This window comes from Massilia soli (genome assembly GCF_016809835.1).
Taxonomy (GTDB): domain Bacteria; phylum Pseudomonadota; class Gammaproteobacteria; order Burkholderiales; family Burkholderiaceae_D; genus Telluria_A; species Telluria_A soli.
Map to the genome: position 1 here is coordinate 114,754 of NZ_JAFBIL020000006.1, position 19,544 is coordinate 134,297.

9 protein-coding genes are annotated in these 19,544 nt (G+C 61.7%); 1 reads left to right on the forward strand and 8 read right to left on the reverse strand.

Annotated elements, in window-relative coordinates; all coding sequences use genetic code 11:
• Positions 1-44: 44 nt before the first annotated feature.
• Together I4X03_RS15580 and I4X03_RS15585 are read right to left on the reverse strand one after the other, a co-directional pair.
• Positions 45-2,786: a TonB-dependent receptor domain-containing protein gene (locus I4X03_RS15580; protein WP_223469159.1), complete on the reverse strand. Its 2,742-nt coding sequence runs from the start codon at positions 2,784-2,786 to the stop codon at positions 45-47.
• A gap of 349 nt (positions 2,787-3,135) precedes the next feature.
• Complete coding sequence (locus tag I4X03_RS15585) at positions 3,136-6,189, reverse strand: TonB-dependent receptor (protein ID WP_223469160.1); 3,054 nt, start codon at positions 6,187-6,189, stop codon at positions 3,136-3,138.
• A 522-nt stretch (positions 6,190-6,711) separates the two neighbouring features.
• Here I4X03_RS15585 and I4X03_RS15590 point away from each other — a divergent pair.
• Positions 6,712-8,337, forward strand: a complete 1,626-nt coding sequence (locus tag I4X03_RS15590; RefSeq protein ID WP_223469161.1) for an NAD(P)/FAD-dependent oxidoreductase — start codon at positions 6,712-6,714, stop codon at positions 8,335-8,337.
• Positions 8,338-8,471: 134 nt separating this feature from the next.
• On the opposite strand, the gene I4X03_RS15595 is transcribed toward I4X03_RS15590, so the two are convergent.
• From I4X03_RS15595 to I4X03_RS15620, 6 genes are all read right to left on the reverse strand, one after another.
• Entirely contained in the window at positions 8,472-11,405 is a 2,934-nt protein-coding gene (locus I4X03_RS15595) for a TonB-dependent receptor (RefSeq protein WP_223469162.1), read from the reverse strand.
• 740 nt (positions 11,406-12,145) lie between these two features.
• Positions 12,146-15,073 (reverse strand): TonB-dependent receptor domain-containing protein, encoded by a 2,928-nt coding sequence (locus I4X03_RS15600; protein WP_223469163.1) that lies wholly within the window; start codon positions 15,071-15,073, stop codon positions 12,146-12,148.
• A 255-nt stretch (positions 15,074-15,328) separates the two neighbouring features.
• Positions 15,329-16,297: a magnesium/cobalt transporter CorA gene (gene corA, locus I4X03_RS15605; RefSeq protein WP_223469164.1), complete on the reverse strand. Its 969-nt coding sequence runs from the start codon at positions 16,295-16,297 to the stop codon at positions 15,329-15,331.
• Positions 16,298-16,350: 53 nt separating this feature from the next.
• Positions 16,351-17,805 (reverse strand): nitrogen regulation protein NR(I), encoded by a 1,455-nt coding sequence (gene ntrC, locus I4X03_RS15610; RefSeq protein WP_223469165.1) that lies wholly within the window; start codon positions 17,803-17,805, stop codon positions 16,351-16,353.
• A 64-nt stretch (positions 17,806-17,869) separates the two neighbouring features.
• On the reverse strand, positions 17,870-18,931 hold the full coding sequence (gene glnL / locus I4X03_RS15615; protein WP_223469166.1) for a nitrogen regulation protein NR(II): 1,062 nt from the start codon (positions 18,929-18,931) through the stop codon (positions 17,870-17,872).
• Positions 18,928-19,416: a DUF4124 domain-containing protein gene (locus tag I4X03_RS15620; RefSeq protein ID WP_223469167.1), complete on the reverse strand. Its 489-nt coding sequence runs from the start codon at positions 19,414-19,416 to the stop codon at positions 18,928-18,930. Before I4X03_RS15620 ends, glnL begins: the two co-directional genes overlap by 4 nt.
• Positions 19,417-19,544 lie beyond the last annotated feature (128 nt).

Here is a 19,544-nt window from a genome sequence, read left to right on the forward strand (position 1 = left end):
CCGCAAGTTTCCTTGCGGGGCTTTTTGCTTGCTAAGTGTTTAGCTTAGAAGGTGTAGCTGCTGTTGAGGTACAGGGTGCGGCCCATGGTATCTGCATAACGCGGGTCGTAGCCAACCTGGTGGCCCGACGAGGTACGCAGGGACAGTGGCGGCTCCTTGTCCATCAGGTTCTTGACGCCCAGGCGAACATCCCACTTCTTGCTGATGTTGTACTTGCCCTGGTAGTCGATGGTCGAGTACGACGGCACCTGCAGGCGGATCGCCTGGGTGATGTTGGCCTTGGTGGCGACGTTGTACGGGTTGGCCGCAGCATCGGTGTAACCATTGCGGTAGTTCAAGGTCAGCGAGTTGACCATCTTGCCCGTTTCCAGCGCTGCGGTGAAGCGAGCGATGTTGCGGAAGGTGACGGCGTTGTTGATGCCGTAACGGTCCAGGCTATCGGTCCAGACGTTGTCGGTACCTGGCGTGGTGTAGTCAGCCTTGAGCATGTGGGTGCCGTTGACGTTGACCGACAGCTTGCCGAACGAGTACTTCTCGCCAACGGTGAAGTCCCAGTCGATACCACGGTAGTGCGAGCGGCCGATGTTGATCGGCGCCTGCAGGAACGACCACTTCAGCTCGCCCGTTGCCGGGTTGGTGAACGACGAGAACAGTTGACGGAACTTGGCCGGATCGGCAAACGCCTGGATCTCGCTCACTGCCGAGACCTGGTTGGTCATGCGCACATCCCACAGGTCGGCGCCGAAGGTGACGCTGTTCGACGGCTCGATGCGGAAGCCAATGGTGAACTGCTCCGATTCCTCAGGGCTCAGGTTCGGGTTGCCGCCGCGCTTGACGTCATACTGCGCCTTGCCTGGACGGCAGAAGCCTGCGTTCTCGGCCTCGAGCGCCGGTGGGCAGGTGTACGAACCGGCGGTGAAGCCAGCCGAAACGATCTTGCCGGCGATCGAGTCCTGGTCAGCAACGCGGAAGCCGGTGCCGTAGGAAGCGCGCAGCAGGACCTGCTGGGTTGGCGACCAGCGTGCGGTGACCTTGTAGGTGCTGGCGTCTTGCGATTCGCCGACCTTGGTGTTAAGCAGCGCGTCTTCCACTGCCGAGTACTTGTCCCAACGGACAGCGGCGGTCATTTCCAGGTTCTTCATGACCGGCAGTGCCAGTTCGGCGAAGGCGCCGGTCGATTCACGGGTGTAATCGTTTTCCGCCGGAGCGCTGAACGCGTAGATGGTGCCGGTCTTGGCCGCAGCGGTCGCGGTCTGGACTTGCTGCAGTTCGCGGTAGTCGGCGCCGACTGCCACGCTGGCGGTGCCGCCTGGCAGTTCGAACACTTCACGCGAGCCGCGCAGGTCGAAGCCCTTCATGTCCGAGTACGCTTCGCGGATCGAACCCTTGAACAGCGAGTTCTGGATCAGCGTCTTGGTCGCTTCGCTCTGCGAACCCGATGGTGCGAACGGGTCGAAGGTGCGGTTGGTCAGCATTGCGCGGAACTCGGTGTTGAGCATGTAGCCGCCGGTGTACTTCTCGTTGATCTTGTACTTCGACAAGGTCACGGCGCTGTTCAGGTCCCAACCGTAGGCATTGGCTTCCACGCCGGCCACCAGGTGGCGCACGTCGGTGATGGTCTGGCTGTCGCGGGTACCCCAGTCAACGGCGCGGAACTGCGCCACTGCGCCGGTTGCCAGTTCTTGCTGGGCCGGGGTCAGGTACGGCTGGATGTACTGGGTGTACAGCGGCGTGCCTTTCGGGATGCTGACGTTGACCGGGTTGGCCGCGATACGCGCGGTCAGGTCGAAACGGCCCAGCGACAGGTCGGCGAATGCGACTGCGTTCTCGCCCAGCTTGACGCGGCCGCTCGAGAAGAAGGTGTCGCGCTTCGATTCAGGAATGATCTCGACGGTGGCGGCGAAGTCGAACGAGCAGAAGTTGGTCAGCGCGTCGTTCGACAGGTACGGCACGTTCAGTTCGGCGCATTGGCCGTTCTTCTTCTGGAACGGGTTGAAGCCGATGCCCTTGTTGACAGCCGGGTTGGTGAACGACACGGTGGCGTTCGCTGGAACGGTCGAGGTCGAGGTACGGTCGTAGATGTAGTTCACGCCTTCATGGGTGAACGGGATGTACGCGGTCTGGGCGAAGCGGCGCTGTGGCGCCTTCAGCTGGCGCTGCTCGTCGTGACGGTAGGTCATCAGGACGTTGTAGCCGTCGGTGTCCAGATCGCCGAAGCCGCCGGTGATGCTGGCGTTGGCGCTCTTGCCGCCTTCGTGTTCAGGATGCACGTAGCCGGCGTCAACCGACAGGCCCTGGTAGTTCTTCTTGAGGATGAAGTTGATCACGCCAGCGATCGCGTCAGCGCCGTACAGTGCCGACGCGCCGTCGGTCAGCACTTCAACGCGCTCGACCGCCGACAGCGGGATCGAGTTCAGGTTGACCGAGCTGCCGCTGTCCTGCAGTGGCGCCAGGCGGCGGCCGTTCAGCAGGACCAGGGTGTACGCGCCGCCCAGGTCGTGGATCGACGCGGTGGTGCGGCCACCCGAGTTGGTGCCCGCTGCGATCGCTTCAATGGTGAAACCCTGCATCGCTGGCAGCTTCTGGACCAGGTCCGAGACCGTGGTCGCGCCGGTGCGGGCGATGGTTTCTTTCGAAATGACTTGCACTGGCAAAGCGCCTTCGCGCTGGATGCGCTTGATTGCCGAGCCGGTGATCTCCACGCGCTGGATGACTTGCTCTTGCGCCAGCGCGTTCGCGCCGACCAAGCCTGCCAGCAGGCCGATGGCCATGCGTACCGAACGCACGCCAGTTTTCTCTTTAAAGAACATATAGGTCCTAGTTATAGTTTGCGATGAGACGTAAGCCCATTCGATGGAAGACGATCTGTGTCGCTTGAAAAATTTCCAAAACGAAATGAAGCTACGTGCGCGGTATTATGTCGGCACTGTGACAAATTGGGAAATGTACTGAATGATCTATGGCGAATTTACAACACGTGCATATATTGCACGGCCTCTCAAGCGAGAGGCCAAACATCCGGGCAAACGAAAAAAAGCCGTTCAGCGATTAACTGAACGGCTTTTGTTGTTAATTCCCAGCATTTTTTAATGCGCTACAACCACCGGGCCACCGCGAGGCCAGCCCGGCCAAGCATTAGAACTTGTGGTCGTAGGAGACCGAGAAGCGGCCCGAACGTGGTGCGGTCAGCGACAACGGGGTCTGGTACAGCGAGCTGATACGGGTACCGTTGTTGTACGCTTCGGTCACGTTCTGGACAACCTGGCGGTTGGTCACGTTGAACACGTCGAGGCGCAGCTGCAGGCCAGGAACCATTGCTGGCTTGTAGGCAACGTTCAGGTCCAGGCGGTTATCCCATGGCAGACGGCCCAGGGTACCACGTGGGGTGATGACGTTTTCCGCACGGGTTGCACCACCGCAGTAGAAGGTCTGGTTGCTGTAGTTCGGCGAGTCGCCAGGCGCGGCGGCGCTACCGATACAGCTGCGTGGACGGCCCGATGCCAGCAGGATGTTACCGCCGACGGTGACTTCAGGCATGACCTGGTAGAAACCGTAAGCCTTGACCTGGTGTTCGCGGTCGTTTGGCAGCAAGCCATCGGCGCCGATCATCAGCTCTGGGTAATCCCAGGTCGAGGTCACAGCGACGTCAGCCTGGCCGTTGTCCGAACGGACCTGGCCTTCGGTGTTGCCCTTGTTCTTAGACCAGGTGTACATCAGCTTGCCGTACCAGCCGTTGCGCAGTGGGTGCTCAGCGAACACGTCAACTGCGGCGTAGGTACGCTTAGGCTTGCCGAAGCCCTGCTCTTGCGCGGTCAGGAACACTTTGCTCAGCTTGGAAGCGTCGCCGGTGTAGTCCACGAAGAAGGTGTTGTCCTGACCTGGGTTAAAGGTCTGGCAAGTGTTACCCCACAGTGGGTTGGTGATCGCGATGTTGTTCGCGGCCGCATAGCGCTCGAACGGACGCACGTCGCAGAAGTCATCGATGGTCGACTGCAGCTTACGGTAGGTTGCCTTGCCGCCGAAGTTCAGGCTAGGCGAGAACGCCTTTTCGAAACCAACGGTCAGCTCGTCCTGGAAGGCTGGCTTCATGTCGAGGGCAGCGAGGGTTGCCACGACTTTGTCCTGGCCATACTCGTTGTTGTTCGACAGAGGCTGGCTCAGCTGAACCAGGCCGGTTGGTGCGCCGTTCGCGTCAACGCCGCTGTACGTGTAGTACTGGGCGGTGAAGGTCGAGCGGCCCGCGCCACGCACCGAGATGTGGGTTGGAATCGGCACCGAGTAACGGCCAGCGGTACCAAATACCTTCAGGCTCGAATCGCCATTGACGTCCCATGCTGCTGCGAAACGCGGCATGATCTGGTTCGTCATTTCCAGGAAGGTGGTCTTGCTGTCGTTCTGGTTCTTGAACGACTCGCTACGCACGCCCAGGGTCAGCAGCAGGTCCTTGGTGGCCTGGTACTTGTCTTCCAGGTAAAACGCGCTCTGCTCGCCGAACGAATCGGTCACGGTCGAGAACAGGTTCTTGGTCACGTAGTAACCCTGGGTGCCGTAGCCGCCGCCGGTTGCCGGTGCAGGAATCAGCACGCCAGCCGGGCCGTCCAGTGGTGCGTTCGGGGTGTCGGTACGGAAGTAAGTCCAGGTACCGCCACCGGCGCGGATGTCACCGGCTTTCATCGACTCAACCTTGTTCTGGTCGACGCCACCACGGATGGTGTGCGCGCCAATGCGATATTCCAGGTCGATACGGGCGGCTTTCACAACATCCTTCGAGCCCGGCGCCAGGATGGTGCCGGTAATGCCCTGCGGATTGTTGTAGGTCAGGCCAGGAACGCGGTCCGCAGGCGCCGACGACACCTGGAACAGGGTCGGGTTGTAGCCTGGGAAGTCGTTGCTGTGCTCGGAATCGGTCTGGCCATACAGCGCGGTCAGGGTCAGGTCCTGGGTCAGGTTACCCGTGTACTTCGCCATGTTGGTCTTGCCGCCGTTGTCGTTCACGTTGACCAGCGTCTGGGACGACGTCACGGTGCCCGTACGGGTGCGGGTTGCATAGTCGAAGCCGCTGTCAGCGATTTCCACGGTCGGGGTATCACCGAGCGCGGTGAATTCGAGGCGGTGGTCGTTGGTGATGTTCCAGTCGACCTTGGCCATGTAGCGTTCGACCTGGGTGTTGCGGTCGCGCCAGCCGTTGCGGGTGTTCGAGGTACCGACGCGGAAACCATTGACCAGGCCCTGGTCGGTCTCGGTTTTTTCAGCAGCAGCGAAGAAGAACAGCTTGTCTTCGATGATCGGGCCGCCGACGTACGCGCCGTACACCTTGCGCTCCTGGGTGTTTTGCGCGCGCGCCAGACGCAGGGTGCCGTCAGTTGCCGAGTTGTACGATGCGCCGGTCGTCGCGTAGTAGATGTCTTTCGACGATGCGCGCCACGATTTTGGCTCGATGGTGACGATGCCGCCAGCTTCCCAGTTGTTGGTGCCGCTCTTGGTGATGATGTTGACCACGCCACCGATCGAACGGCCGAACTCGGCGCCGAAGCCGCCGGTCAGGACCTGTGCTTCAGCAATCGCGCCGAACGGCAGCTGGGATGCGCCCAGGCCGGTCAGTGGGTTGACGACAGGGAAACCGTTGATGTAGTACGAGTTTTCCGAAGCAGCACCGCCGCCGAACGAAGCACCGCCGGCGAAACGCGAGTCGGCGCGGGTGGTGTTCGGCGCCAGCTGGATAATTGCTTCAACGTTGCGCGCGATTGGCAGTGCTGCCAGCTGGCGCGAGTTGAACGTGGCACCGTTGTTGGTGCTGGTTACGTCGATGGTGCGACGCTGGCCGGTAATCTGAACCGTTTGAACGCCGCTTGGCGGCGCGCTGAAGACAGCTTCGGCACCCTGGCCGATGCTGGCGTCAACTTCGGTGGTGCCCACGACGGTGGTGCCCTTCATCTGCGTGACGCGGTAGGTACCGGTCGGCAGCGAGGTAGCCTGGAAGCGACCTTGCGCGTCCGGAGTCAGCGTACGCTTGAGGCCAGTTGCCGCGTTTTCGATCATCACCTTGACGTCAGCGCCAGGGGTCACGGTACCGTAGATGCTACCGGTTGCGTTCGATTGCGCCATCGCTGGTGCGGTCACTGCGAGGCTCAGGGCCGATGCGCTGAACGCGACGGTCAAGGCGTGCACTAAAACGGTTTTTCTCAACATTGTGATTTCCTAATTAATTTGAGCTTCACTCGTGGATCAGCTCGGGTAAGTTGTTGTAATGCAAATCACGATTACTGCTTTGTCCCACTTATTGCTTCCCACCCCTTCGGGTTTTCTGCGACTTTGACATAGATCAAAATTACATGGTTATGCATAGAACCATAGCGAAACATTACATGTCAACAATCCCAAACATGCCTATGCATATAAACAACAGATTCGAAATTCGATGAAGATCAGCTATATATATACGACGAAGATGGCGCGTTGCAGCAGCTTAGGTCACGGCGCGCGCCTGATGAAGGCTTTTAGTGCATGCATATACAGATGTTGCAAGAAGTTATACAAGATATGCTCAATAATGGTGCAATAGCTACCCTGCCGCACTGCAACAGACCCGTGCAGATGTCCGCCGGGCGGCGGTATCGGCGCGACAACATGCCCGATGCCGTCCATCGGAGGTAAAATAGAGGGTTGTAGTCGAAAACCTCCCTTTTTTTATGCCTGGACGGAATACGTACGATGCTGCGAATTAATGAATTAAAACTGCCACTCAACCATACCGAGGAAGCGCTACAGGCGGCTATCCTGGCGCGCCTGGGCATTGGCAAAGATTCGTTGCGGAGTTATTCCGTATTCAAGCGCAGCTACGACGCCAGGAAACGCAGCGCGATCCTGTTGATCTATGCGCTCGATGTCGAAACCGCCGACGAAGCGGCCGTCCTGGCGCGCCTGAAGCACGACGTGCACGTGCTGCCCTCCCCCGACACCAGCTATAAATTCGTGGCCGGTGGCGAGCAACTGCAGGGGCACGACAGCAACAAGCGTCCGGTGGTGGTCGGCACCGGCCCGTGCGGCCTGTTCGTGGCGCTGATCCTGGCCCAGATGGGCTTGCGCCCGCTGATCCTCGAACGCGGCAAGGTGGTGCGCGAGCGCACCGTCGACACCTTCGGCTTCTGGCGCAAGCGCAAGCTCAATACCGAGTCCAATGTCCAGTTCGGCGAAGGCGGCGCCGGCACCTTCTCGGACGGCAAGCTATATAGCCAGATCAAGGATCCGCGCCACTACGGCCGCAAGGTGCTGACCGAGTTCGTCAAGGCCGGCGCGCCGGAAGAAATCATGTACGTGTCCAAGCCCCACATCGGCACCTTCCGCCTGGTCAAGATGGTCGAGCAGATGCGCGAGAACATCATCGCGCTGGGCGGTGAATACCGCTTCGAAAGCAAGGTCACCGACATCGAGGTCGAGGACAACAACGGCGTGCGCCAGGTGCGCGGCGTGGTGCTGGCCAGCGGCGAGCACATCGCCACCGACCACCTGGTGATGGCGATCGGCCACAGCGCCCGCGACACCTTCGAGATGCTCTACGAGCGCGGCGTGTATATCGAAGCCAAGCCGTTCTCGATCGGCTTCCGGGTCGAGCACCCGCAGTCGCTGATCGACGTTTGCCGCTTCGGCCCCAACGCCGGTAACAAGATCCTCGGCGCCGCCGACTACAAGCTGGTGCACCACGCCAGCAACGGCCGTTCGGTCTACAGCTTCTGCATGTGCCCGGGCGGCACGGTGGTCGCGGCCTCGTCCGAAGAAGGCCGGGTCGTCACCAACGGCATGAGCCAGTACTCGCGCAACGAGCGCAATGCCAACAGCGCGATCGTGGTCGGCATCACGCCGGCAGATTATCCGGGCCATCCGCTGGCCGGCATTGCCTTCCAGCGCCAGCTCGAGGAAGGCGCATTCGCGCTCGGCGGCGGCACCTACGACGCGCCAGGCCAGCTGATGGGCGACTTCGTGCGCGGCGTGGCCTCGACCGAGTTCGGCGCCGTGGTGCCCTCGTTCAAGCCGGCGGTGCACCTGACCGACCTGGCCAGCGCCCTGCCCGAGTACGCGATTGCCGCGATGCGCGAAGCATTCCCGGCGTTCGACAAGCAGATCAAGGGCTACTACCAGCAGGACGCGGTGCTGACCGGGGTCGAGACACGCACCTCCTCGCCGATCCGCATCAAGCGCAACGACGCCGACCTGCAGAGCCTGAACACGCGCGGCCTGTTCCCGGCCGGCGAAGGCGCCGGCTACGCCGGCGGCATCCTGTCGGCGGCGGTGGACGGCATCAAGGTGGCTGAAGCGGTGGCGTTGTCGATGGCGGCTTGATGCCGGCAACCCGCGCAACGGCCAAACCCGGCGCTGCCGGGTTTTTTTTCGGCTGAACGAAAAAAAACCGCCCACTGTGAAGCGGGCGGTTTTGCTGGCGGCAACCGCAACCCCGGAGGGCTGCGGCGTACTGGTTAGAACTCGTACTGCGCCAGGAAGCGGACCGAACGGGCTGCCGTGATCCCTACCGGCTGGCCGTAGGTCGGGCTAGGCGTGTTCAGTGCCGATTCGCCACCTTCTTCGATCGAGGTCACGGTGCGCTCGTTGAACACGTTCAGCACGTCAACCTGGAAGGTGGTGCCTTTGAGCCACTTCGGCTCGTAGGTCGCCTGCAGGCCCAGGTTGCGGGTCCAGTCGGTGCGGCCGAACGAACCGCGTGGGTTCAGCTTGCCACCGCAGTAGAACGATGCCGCGCCGTACAGGATCGACACGCCATCCAGGTCGCCGGCGTAGTAGCCCAGGCAGTTCTTCGGACGGCCGCTCTGCAGGATCAGGTTGGCGCCAAGGCGCAGCTCAGGCAGCACCTGGTAGGAACCGAACACCTTCAGGCTGTGGCGGCGGTCGTTTGGCAGGTAGCCGTAGGCGCCTTCCATCAGGCCTGGGTAATCCCAGTCCTGGCTGATGCCTGCGTCATCCTGGCCGATGTCCGACTTGACGTAGCCTTCGGTATTGCCCTTGTTGTAGGCCAGTACGTAGGAACCCTGCACAGTCCACTTGCCATCCCATGCGCGCTCAAAGCCCAGTTCGAGCGAGTTGAAGGTACGCTTTGGCTTCGGGAAGCCCAGTGCCGCTGCCGGAATCACCACGCGGGTCAGGCCATTGCCATCTTCGAAGTCGACGTTGGCAGTCAGGTCGCCGCCCGGGTTGTACAGGAAGCAGTGGCCGATCGAGCCGCCCAGGATGTTCGCCTTGTCTTCGTCGTAGCCGTTGGCGATGGCCCAGTTGTAGGCGCCCTCGTCGTTACACATGTCATCCATCACACTCTTGAGCTTGCGATGGGTCAGCTTGGCGCTGACGCTCCAGCGGTTGTTCAATGCCTGCTGGGCACCGAGGATGAACTCATCCTGGTACATTGGCTTGATTTCCGGATCCACTACCGAACGTGGGTCACCGGCTTCGCCGTTCGACGACACCGCGCGGCCACCCAGCTGGGCGCCACGGCCAGGAATCTGGAATTTGTCTGCACTGTTGCTGCCAGTGTAGGCATAGAATTCGCGGTAGTCGAGCTCGGCACCGGACAGGCGCACGTTGGTGTTCGACATCACCGGAATGTAGTAGCGGCCGGCGTTGGCGAATACCTTGGTCTGGGCATTGCCACGGACGTCCCAGGTCAGGCCCAGGCGCGGTGCGATGGTGTTGTCGACCTTGATGAAGGTTTTGTCTTCAGCATTCAGGTTTTCAAACGATTCGCTACGTACACCGATGCTGGCGACCAGGTTCTTGGTGACCTGCCAGTTGTCTTCCAGGTAGAACGCCGAGTTCTTGGTGGTGAACGCGCCACCGTTTTCGAAATGGCGGATTTCCACGTAGTCCATCGGCGAACCGCTGGTGTTGCGGTAGCCGTTCGACAGGGTCGAGCCGGATGCGAGGCGGCGGATCTGGTAGTTCTCGCCACCTGGGTAGAAGGTGCCGTCGACGACCTTGTATTCCTCGTTATCCATACCGAAGCGCAGGCCGTGGGCACCGAGGTTCCACTCTGCATCGAGGCGGAACGCCTTGCGCTCGTCGTTTGCGTCCGGATCAACGATCGTGGTTGCGGTAGCGCAGCCCAGGCGTACGGTCGGCGCGGTGCGACGATCGGTGATGTACGGGCAGGCGGCCGATGCGATGTTCGACTGGCGGTTGTACTTGCCGACACCATACATGCCCGAGACGGTCAGGTCGTCGGTAACCCACGAGGTGTACTTGGCGATGAAGTTCTCGCCGCCGGTGACGTACTCGTCATTGCCCTGGCTGGCGCCGCGCTGCTTGCCGTAAGGAACTGGCGAGATGTAGTTCTGGACCTTGTCGGTGCTCTTGTCGCTGAACGCGGTGAATTCCACCAGGTTCGAATCGTTCAAGTTCCAGTCAAACTTGGTCAGGAAGCGCGGCGAGTTCGACTTGACGGTTTCCTGGCGGTTCAGGCTGTAGGTTTCGCGGGTGATGTCCGCGCCCTGCACCAGGCCGAAGAAGAACAGGCGATCCTTGATCAGCGGGCCGCCGGCCCATACGTTGGCCTGCAGGTCGTCGGTGCCGCCAGCACGTTCCTGCAAGTCGTACTTGCCGGTGACGGTGCTCTTCTCGGCATATACCGAGGAGCCGCTCATCGATTCAGGCGAGTAGATCATGTTGACGCCGCCGTGCCACTCATTGGTACCGCGCTTGGTGGTCACGCTCAGTACGCCGCCCAGCGAACGGCCATACTCAGGGCCATAGCCGCCGGTCTTGACCTGTTGCTGTCCGATTGCGTCGAACGGCACCTGGTTGAATGCCACGCCGTTGAGCGCGTTGGTGACGTTGAAGCCGTTGATGTAGTAGACGTTCTCTGCCGGGGAAGCACCACCCAGCGATGGAACGTTACCGCCACGCAATGCGGTCTGGCCGATGCGGGTGTCGCCGGCGGTTGCGCCTGGCGCCAGCAGCGCGACGGCGGTCACGTTACGTGCGACCGGAATGCGGTCGATTGCAGCCTTGTTCAGCACCAGGCTCGATTCGGCCGACTTGACGTCGATGCGCGTTGCGCGGCCGGTGACGACCACGGTCTGCGGGGTGTCGGCTTCAAAGTTCGCGGTCGACCCTTCGCCGGCCTGCACCGTCACTTGCTGGTCACGGGTGGTACCGTCTGGCAGCTTGACACGCACCAAGTAGTTGCCTGGCGGCAGTTGGGACAGGTTGTAGGTGCCGTCGGCAGCAGCCGTCACGGTACGGGTGACACCGATCGCTGGGTTTTGTGCGGTGACGACGGCGCCGCTGGCGGCGCGGCCGTTGATGTTGCCGATGTTCGATTGCGCATACGCGCTCGAGGCGGCGACGGTGGCGGCGAACGCGACGGTCAGTGCATGTGCCAGTACGGTTTTTCTAACTAACATGTGATTTCCTAATGAATAAGCGGCCTGTGTCAAGCCGCCTTGGGTAAATGTTGTGCTTTATTAATCACGGTGTTGCGTCCCAACTAACTCCCGGCCGGAACTGAGCTCGGCCGAAAAATATGTATTGACAAAAATTAATACATATTCTTAAAGCATCAGAACACGCGCCAATATCCGGTGTCAATGTCGCAGGCCAATTCTATGCATATATACAACATATTTACGGATAAAACTCTTTTGCCAGTAAATACGCGCGTATTGACGGTATTTACGAGTAGTTCGCGATCCGCTTGACAATATTCACGACGTTTTTACTGAAAACCGTGGGGATGCGCACACCGAGCGACCAGGGTGGTTAACCGGCAGCACGACCCCAAAAGGCTGCCTCAACGAATTGGGTCGTCTTGATGAACTTAGTGGCGATACGATGAGGCAGCGGGCGAATGCCGCGCGCGCAGTCGCCGCATGATGGAGGGGTAATGGCAGGGAGGCGGCCGCTTCACGGCCGATCGGCGTTGGCCCTACGCAGCGGACACAAGCAAAAACAAGGTCAGCTGACCGGAGGCCGCCGGACGAACAGGAAGGTGTCCCGGTGGCGGGAGAGGCTCTGAAGCGAGGCGCGACTCACCGGCAACGATGCACATGGCTGCGCTCGGCGTTGTCTACACGTGGCGGGGACAAAGCAAAAAAAAAAAACGGCGAGCTTCGCAGCTCGCCGTTTTTACCGTACGTCTAAGTGATTAGAAGCGTGCGGTCAGGTTCATGTAGACAAAGCGGCCCATCGAATCGTACACCTGTGGGAAGGTGTTCGCGTTGGCGCTGCCTGCGGCAGGAATTGCATTGCCGGAAGCCAGTGGTGGATCGCGATCCAGCACGTTGTTGACGCCGAACGACAGGGTCATCTTCTTGGTCAGGTTGTAAGCAGCGTTCAGGTCGAGGTAGTCACGTGCACCGAGTTGCTTTTCAACTGCTGCAACCGCGCCCGTACCCAGCAGCTCCTGGCCGCTCAGACGTTCCTGGGCGACGGAGTCGAAGTGACGCCAGGTTGCCGACACGCTCAGGTCCCAAGGGGTGATCCAGGTGCCGCGCAGCTTGTGACGCCATTCCGGGGTCGAGGTGCCGCAAGTCTGGCCGAACAGGCCCTTGCAGTCGTACTCGCCCAGGCCTGGGACGTTCTCAACGGTGTACTTGTCAACCCAGGTACCGTTCATGGTGAGGTCCAGGCTACCCATTGCGCCGAGGCGCTGGCGGTAGTTGGCGCCCAGGTCCAGGCCGGAGGTGCCGATCGAGCCGATGTTGGCGGTGGTGTTGACCACGAAGCCAGCAGGACCGTTAGGCGACAGCCACAGCGAACCGAGCGTATCACGCTTGATCAGGTTGCAGAATACCGGCGCGCCGGTGGTCAGGCACTGGTCCAGCGCGACCGAAGGGTCGACCGAGCTGATGGTGTCGGCGATCTGGATGTCGAAGTAGTCCAGGGTCAGGGTCAGGCTCTTGGTCGGGGTGAAGACCAGGCCGAACGTCTTGGTGGTGCCTTCTTCTGGCAGAACGTTCGGGTTACCGCCGTTCAGATCCGAGTGCTGGTTCGCCGAGTTGTATGGCACATTGCCGTACAGGTTAGCTGGCAGGCCGGTGCGCGCGCACTCTGCCGCGGTTGCGGTCAGGGTCTCGCTGCCGATTGCGCCTTCGCATGGATCGTTGGTCGGGCCGTTGTTACCGATCGACTGTGGGTTGAACAGGTCGCGGATGGTTGGTGCGCGCACTGCCTTCTGATACGAACCACGGAAGCGGACCGAATCAACTGGTGCCCAGTCGATACCTACGCCCCAGGTGTCGGCCTTGTAGCCGGCGCTGTAATCCGAGCGGCGGAACGAGCCCGACAGATCCAGGTTCTTGGCAAAGGCTTTGTCTTCCAGCAGTGGGAGACGGAACTCGCCGAAGACTTCCTTGACCGAGAAACCATCGACCAGGGCTGGCGATGCGCCGCCCGAACCTGCCAGGTCACCGCTCAGCGATGCCTCGTCAGGCTCGAACGCCAGCTTTTCCGCACGGCGCTCTACGCCGAACGACACGCCCACGCCGCTGGTTGCCCATGGCGACTTGATGCCGTAGGTGCCCAGGTCCGAACCGACGTTGGCGCCAACAACGATCTGCTGGGTGTAACCGGTCGAGTGGCCCGACGCGTTCAGGTAGTCCAGCTGCGCCTGGGTGATGCCGCCCAGCGTGAACATGTTGTACGGTACGCAGTTAGGATCGCTACCGTCAACTGCCGAACGGCAAGCTGCCTGGCCGGTGACTGGATCAGGAACGACGTCCGTTGCCAGCGCGATGCGCTTGCTCGAGAAGTAGCCCGAGTTGGTCTCGGCGTGGTTCACGCGCGAGTACTGGCCGAAGATGTCGTAGGTCCAGTTGTTGACTTCGCCTTTGAGGCCAACCAGTTGACGATACGAGGTATCCTGGATGTCAGCAACGCGCGGGCCGCCTTCGACGTTACGCTTGCCGAGGGTGACTGCTACCGAGCTGCCTGGCGCGGTGATGCCCAGTGCGCTCTTCCATGCTGGCGACAGCAGTGGGTTGTCGTTGCGCAGGGTAGCCTGGGCACCGAAGAACACACCACCTGGCGCCACTTGCGCATCGGTGCTGTAGTTGTGGAAGTTGAATTCCTGGTAGACGCGCGCCTTGTCGTTGATGTCGTAATGCGCACGGGCGTTGAAGCCGATGACTTGCGACGGACGCTGCAGGAAGTTCACAGGACCATAGTTGTACGAATCGGCAGCGGTGTACGGACGCACGGTGCCATTGGCGCCGTTGGTGAACGAACCCGCACGGCCGTTGACGGCGACGCGGCCGGTTGGGTTGGTGCCCGAACCGACGCAGCCGAAGCCGGTGGTGGTCGACGAACCCAGCGCGCATGCCGAGAAATCGCGCTCGCTTTGCAGCAGTGCGTCGGTTTCCTTGTACGAGAAGAATACGGTAGCGTTACCCTTGTTGTCGGCGAAGTTGCCGCCCATCAGGACGCTGACGTCTTTGGACTTGCCGTCGAAGTTCTTGTCATCAGGAACTGGATAGCCAGCACGGCTGACGATTGGGCCGACTGCGTTGCCCTGGCTGTGGTTGTAACCACTGCCGTTCAACTGCACTTCGACGCCTTCGAAGTTGTCACGGAGGATGAAGTTGACCACGCCGGCAACCGCGCCCGCGCCGTACACTGCGCCGGCGCCGCCGGTCAGCACTTCGACGCGCTTGATCAGCGCCGCTGGAACCTGGTTGACGTCAGCTGCGGTGCTCGACACGCTACCTGCTGGCAGGCGCTTGCCGTTGACCAGCACCAGCGTACGGTCCGAACCGAGGCCACGCAGGCTGACAGTTGCGGTACCGGTCGCGCCGTTCGAGATGGAGGAACCTTGAGCTGCGAACACCTGTGGCAGGTTGTTCAGCATGTCTTCGACGTTACGGACGCCATCGATCTTGATGTCCTTGGCGCTCAACGTGGTGACTGGGCTTGCGCCTTCCGTGTTCAGCGTAGGAATACGCGAACCGGTAACCTCAACCCGTTGCATGGCCGGCTCTGCAGCCTCTTGTGCCGACGCAACCTGCATGCTGCCGAGCACCAGTCCGCTAGCGAACATCAGGCGGATGGAGCGAGATAACACTGTTTCCGTGATCATTAAAAGTCCCTCGAGTGTAATTATTAATACCCCGCTTTGTGAGCGAGGCGTAGTCTTCATGGCGCGTTTAAATTCCCATGAGAAATTAAACGCTAACCACGGCGAAAAAACGCCGCCCCCTCTTCATTGACGATGAAGAAGGTTGTGATGCATGGAACCATAACTGATTGTTTTTTGTCAAATAAGTAAAGACGTTACTGTGTCCAGAAACAACACACTCATCAGCGAAAACGTGCGTGAAAAAGCTGCAACGGCTTACAACCAACCCGATTTCTTGAACCTGTAATACAGATACCCGCACACCGTGAGCATTCCGACGACGGCCGCCGGGTAGCCGAAGCGCCACTTGAGTTCGGGCATAAATTCAAAGTTCATGCCCCAGATGCCGGCAAATGCGGTCAGTACCGCGAAGATCGCAGCCCAGGCAGCGAGCCGTTTATTAACATTGCCCGCTTCGATCGCCACCATCGACAGGTGCACCTGGATCGCGGTGGCGATGGTGTCGCGCATGGTGTCAAGGGTCGACTGGATCCGGTACAGGTGGTCGTGCACGTCCCGGAAATATTCCTGCGTATGCTCGAATCCGGGCGGGATCCGCCCGCCGTACAACTTGCCGACCTGGTCGAACAGCGGCGCAACCGCGTGGCGCAGCACCATCACCTTGCGTTTGAGTTCATACAGCCGCTCGATGTTGTCGCGCGACTGCGAGCCTTCCGTGAAAATCCGGTCTTCGATTCTTTCCAGCTCGGATTCAAGCGCGTCGACCACCGGGAAGTAGCGGTCGACGACGGCGTCCATCAGGGCGTACAGCACGAAGGCCGAGCCCATCGTCAGCAAGTGGGGTTCGCGCTCGGCGCGGGCGCGCACGCCAAGGAAGCCCTTGCTGGCGTTATTGCGCGCCGACAGCACGTAGTTGGGGCCGATGAACACGTCGAGCTCGCCGACATTGAGCTCGTCGCCGTTGAGCTCGACCATGCGCACGACGGCGAACAGCGAGTCGCCGTATTCCTCGATCTTGGGACGCTGGTGGCCGCGCAGGGCATCCTCGACGGCCAGTTCATGCAGGCCGAACTCGTGCTGCATCGTGGCCAGCTCGTCCGGCTGCGGGTCGTGCAGCGCGACCCACACAAAGCAGTCGGGCAGCGCGATGTAATCGCTGATCGCCTCGACCGGGATATCGCTGAGCTTCTTGCCTTCCTGGTAGGCGACGCAGTTAATCAGCATGGGAGTCCTGTAAGCTGTGCAAAAAGCAACAGCTTACTATAGCCGGCGCCTGTTTATTCGTCCTTGGCGCCGCCGATTCCCAGCTCGGCGATCTTGCGCGTGATGGTATTGCGCCCGATGCCCAGCCGCACTGCCGCATCGTTCTTGCGTCCGTGCGTGTACTTGAGCGCGGCGCGGATCAGGATCGCCTCGAACTGCCGGCCCAGCACATCCATCACCTCGAGCTGGCCGGCCCCGAGCATCCTCGACGCCTGTTGCTCGAGCAGGCTGGCCCAGTCGCCCTGGCTGGCGCCTGGCGCCGCCTGCACATGCATCGGCAGCTCGGCCGGGGGCGCCGCGTCCCAGCCACTGCCGTTTCCATGCATCAGCTCGGGCGGCAAGTCCTTGACCTCGACGGTCTGGCCCGGCGCCATCACGGTGATCCAGTTGCACAGGTTTTCCAGCTGGCGCACGTTGCCGGGCAGCTCCAGGCTACTGAGAAAATGCATCGCCGCGTCGCTCATGCGCTTGGTGTCGACGCCCAGCTGGCGTGCGCTCTGCACCAAAAAGTGGCGCGCCAGCAGCGGAATGTCGTCGCGCCGTTCGCGCAGGCTCGGCAGGCGCAGGCGGATCACGTTGAGGCGGTGGAACAGGTCTTCGCGGAACAAGCCGTCGCGCACGCGCTGCTCCAGGTTCTGGTGGGTGGCGGTGATCACGCGCACGTTGGCCTTGAGGGGCTGGTGCCCGCCGACCCGGTAGAAATGGCCGTCCGACAGCACCCGCAGCAGCCGGGTCTGCAGGTCGAACGGCATGTCGCCGATTTCATCGAGGAACAGGGTGCCGTTCTCGGCCTGTTCGAAGCGCCCGCGCCGGGTCGCCTGGGCGCCGGTGAAGGCGCCCCGCTCATGCCCGAACAGCTCCGATTCGAGCAGGTCCTTCGGGATCGCCGCGGTATTGAGGGCGATGAACGGCTGGCTGGCGCGCGGGCTGTGCTTGTGCAGCGCGCGCGCCACCAGTTCCTTGCCGGTGCCGGACTCGCCGGTGATCAAGACCGTGACGTTCGACTGCGACAGCCGGCCGATGGCGCGGAATACTTCCTGCATCGCCGGCGCCTGGCCGAGGATTTCCGGGCTGCCCTGCGGCCCCGACTCGACGCTGGTCTCGCGCAGGCTTTCTTCCTGGGCGCGGCGGATCAGCGCCACCGCCTTGTCGATGTCGAACGGCTTGGCCAGGTATTCGAAGGCCCCGCCCTGGAACGCGGCAACGGCCGAGTCGAGGTCGGAATAGGCGGTGATGATGATGACCGGCAGCCCCGGGCATTGCTCCTTGACTGCCTGCAGCAGTTCCAGGCCGGACTCGCCCGGCATGCGGATGTCGGACACCAGCACCTGCGGCGTCTCCAGCGCCAGCGCCTCCCTGGCATCGTGGGCGTTGGCAAAGCTGCGCGTGGCCAGGTTTTCGCGCGCCAGGGCTTTTTCGAGCACCCAGCGAATCGAGGCGTCGTCGTCAACTATCCAGATTGGTTTCATGTATTCGCTTTCCTGCTGAACGCTGTTGCAATGGGACCGCCGCGCATCCCACGCCGGGCGCGCCTCACGGCAGCGGCAGCAGGATGCGGAAGTCGGTCAGGCCGGGCCGGCTCTCGCACTCGATCACACCCATGTGCTGCTGCACGAAGGTCTGCGCAAGCGTCAGTCCCAGGCCGCTGCCGCCATCCCGGCCCGACACCAGCGGGTAAAAGATACGGTCGCGGATCTGGGGCGGTATGCCCGGTCCATTGTCGATGATATGCAAGTCTAATGCCAGCACGTAGCGGACCTTGGCCAAGGTCACCTGGCGCGCCACCCTGGTCTTCAACACGATCTCGGCATCCCCTAGCGCAATTCTCTCCGATAAGGCCTGGGCGGCATTGTGGGCGATGTTGAGCACGGTCTGGATCAGCTGCTCCTTGTCGCCCCGGAATTCGGGAATCGAGGCATCGTAATCGCGCCGGATCGACAGCCCGGACGGGAACTCGGCCAGGATCAGGCTGCGCACCCGTTCGCACACTTCGTGGATGTTGACGTCGCCGACGATGTGCGGGCGCCGGTGCGGGGCCAGCAGGCGGTCGACCAGGGTCTGCAGCCGGTCCGCCTCCTTGATGATGACCTGGGTGTACTCGCGCAACTCGGCCAGGTGCAGCGGCGGCAACTCCAGCTCGAGCAGCTGGGCGGCGCCGCGGATGCCGCCCAGCGGGTTCTTGATCTCATGGGCCAGGTTGCGGATCAGCTCCTTGTTGGCCTGGCTCTGGTCGAGGATGCGCTCCTCGCGGTCGAGCTTGAGCTGCTGGACGTTCTCGCGCAGCTCGATCAGGATGGCGCCGTCCTCGAGCGTGCTGACGATGCAGTGCACGTGCAGCGCCTCGCGCCCGGCCCGCTCCAGCGTCAGGTCCTGGCGCATGTCGGCGTATTGGTGGGCCTTGGCCTGCACGGTCAGCGCGGCCAGTTCGTCGCCGTTGGCGAACAGCGTGGCGATGGTCTTGTGCGACAGCGCCTTCAGCGAACTGTCGAGCAGGCTTTCGGCGGCCGCGTTGGCGTAGCCGATGCGGCCATCGGCGCCGGCGATCAGCACGGCAGAGGCCAGCAAGTCGAGGCCGGCGAGCGCGTCCAGGTTCACTTGATGTTTCCGATTTCTCGCTTCAGGGCTTCGACGTTCTTTTCGGCGCGGAAGATGTTGTCGCGCATCTCGGCGACCCGCGCCAGATACTTGGCGTAATTCTTTTCATTGCCCTGGCGTTCAGGCTCGCCGCCGTTGAATTCGCGCCGCAGTTCGGCCAGCCGGCGCTCTTCGGTGCGCAGCTCGTCGGCGAGGATGGCGCGGCGGTCGTCGTCGCGCGCCTTTTGCTGGGCATTGTCGACGCGCGGGAAGTCGCTCGGCGTGAGCGCCGGGCTCGACGCCGCGCGCACCGCTGGCGCCCCCTTGCGTACGGCCGGCGCCGGGAACGAGCCGGGCACGTCGAGCTGGCGGCAGCCCGGCCGGTTGTTGTCGGTCAGCTCGCGCCGGCCATCCTTGTCGACGCACAGGAAGATCTCGGCCGCCGCCATCGGCGCGGCGCCCATCAGCGCCAGCCCAAGCACAGCCGGGAAACATCTCGTTGTCATAACCATCAGCTTAGCGAACACATGAATCCGTACGGAAATTAAAAGTCACCCCGAATATACAACATCCAAAAAAAAACGCGGGGAAAGCCGTGGCTTTCCGCGCGTTTTTTACAGCTCCGTAACACATT